The organism is Bacillus sp. DNRA2 (assembly GCF_012843265.1).
Lineage (GTDB): Bacteria > Bacillota > Bacilli > Bacillales > Cytobacillaceae > Bacillus_BU.
The window spans coordinates 1-2,171 of sequence record NZ_JABAIT010000065.1; the positions used below are offsets into that span (position 1 = coordinate 1).

Below are 2,171 nucleotides of genomic sequence, written 5' to 3' on the forward strand. Positions count from 1 at the left end.
GTGCGACGGGCAGTCGCATGGAGTGTTGATCCAGTCAGCACTCTTCTTTTAATTATCTGACAGAGACGTCATTTCGATGAAACGACTGGTTGAAGATGATGAAACTGAATCCCAGATGGTGAAAATCCATCCCCGAGGAGACTGACCTAGCTCGGGAAGCTTAATCTAGGGCAACATCGTGAGGTATTGTCTGAAGGAGATGCGGAAAATCGAGAGACCCGTAAGCAACTAGGTAGACCCTAATGCAATAAGTGTGAAGCACGGCGGCGGGATAAGTTGGCGACTCTTCGAAAAGTGAGGAAGCCCACTAAAGAGGCATTTTCTTTAGAAGTCAGAGCGAGAAAATGTGGCTTATTACGTGATGGTGCAGGGTATGTCTAGAAGGGAAATGCGGTAACCCCGTGAGGTCTCCACCTTACCAAACAGGCAGGGTTCTAGTCTATAAAGGTAAACTGAAATGACGAAGAACGGGTGGAGAAGTCAGACGTTCTCATAGTACGGAAGTAATTCGATGACCATAACATCGAGTGAACGGAAGGGGAACGACCTATGGCTCCAAGCCATGAACTAGGTGTAATGCTAACAATCACGTTACTGCGGTAAAACCGTTTGAATGTACATCAAGGAAAGGCGTGGAATACGCAATGAATCAAGAGTGGAAGTTTAAATTACATAGTGTATATGGGCAAATATTGTTTGACCGAAAATTAACCCAAAGCTTCGAGCAAGTTAAAGCAAATAAAGGAGCAGGGGGAATTGATGGAGAAACGATAGAAGGTTACGATGCCAAATTACAAGAAAATATCATGTTACTTCTGAACAAGTTGAAAACAAAGACCTACCAAGCTCAACCAGTTAGAAGAGTGTACATACCAAAGAAGAACGGAAAGAAACGTCCTCTAGGTATTCCTACTATCGAAGACCGCATAGTACAACAAAGTATTGTAAATATACTACAGCCAAAATTTGAAGATATGTTGTTTCATAACTGGTCAGTAGGATACAGACCAAATCGAGGGGTGCAAAGAGCCCTACAAATAATCCTATGGAATATCGAGCAAGGATACAACCATATTTACGACTGTGATATAAAAGGTTTCTTTGACAATATACCTCATAAGAAACTGATTGATGTCTTAAAGAAATATGTATCGGACCGTACGGTCCTAGGTCTGATTGAACAGTGGTTAAAGGCTGGGCACATGGAAGAGGGGAAACTTATTCACTCTGACTATGGCACCCCACAGGGCGGTGTCATCTCACCACTCTTGGCAAATGTATACCTTAATGAACTAGATTGGGAATGGGACTTAAATGGTATTCGATTTGTCAGATATGCAGATGATTTCTTGCTATTTGCTAAATCAAACGAAGAAATCAAAAAGGCGGCTATCTTAACTAAGAGTAAATTAGCCGAGTTAGGTCTAGAAATCTCTAAAGAGAAGACCAAGGTAGTCAACTTTCACAAGGACGATTTTGACTTTTTAGGGTTTACATTCCACCACTGGACAAATAGAAAGAAAGATAACAAACCTTTCTTTCATGTTACACCAAAGGAAGAATCCATCAGAGATTTTCGGTTGAAAATCAAAGAAAAGACTAGGAAAACTCTTACTCTTAGCAAAGAAGAATGGATAAATCGGGTCAATCCCGTCATTCGAGGCAAGGTAAATTACTATGTGACCATTATCAAAGCAATTAAAGCAAACCAAGAATATGGACAAAAGAGTCACTGTAGAACTCGAATGATAAGGAGAATCCTTGAGCGACTTGATGGATATATAAGGAAAAGGCTGCGTGTTGCATTCATCCATAAACACCCAGGTCAAAGAAAAGGAATGCGAATGAATTCCCTCTGGAATAATGAATTCTTCTTAAAGGTTAAACTAATTCCTTCCTATTGGCTCTATCTAAACAAAGCCTACGGATACACTAAAGAACAATACCAAAACGATATAAGTAAAGCGTCGAAGAAAAGGTTTCAATACAGAATCAAAAGAGCAAAGGAAAAAGGTGAGGAATATTTTACTCCTCACCGCTTACAAAAGATGCGAAATGCCTGGAATGCATCCTCTTGATAAACATTGTAACATTTGGTAAGCCGTATGCCTTAATAGGGCACGTACGGTTTGATAAGGGGGAAGCCTCGAGAGAGGTTTCCCTACTTTATT

At 40.6% G+C, this 2,171-nt stretch carries 1 protein-coding gene; it reads left to right on the plus strand.

All coding sequences use genetic code 11. From position 1 onward, the window contains the following. Positions 1–644: 644 nt before the first annotated feature. The gene (gene ltrA / locus HHO41_RS21935) at positions 645–2,078 is read left to right on the plus strand and encodes a group II intron reverse transcriptase/maturase (RefSeq protein ID WP_169102712.1); all 1,434 of its coding nucleotides are present in this window, start codon (positions 645–647) and stop codon (positions 2,076–2,078) included. The last annotated feature ends 93 nt before the right edge of the window (positions 2,079–2,171 follow it).

Bases quoted from the DNA above. Each gene is read 5' to 3' on its own strand.
- ltrA (WP_169102712.1), top strand. From the start codon at position 645: ATGAATCAAGAGTGGAAGTTTAAATTACATAGTGTATATGGGCAAATA.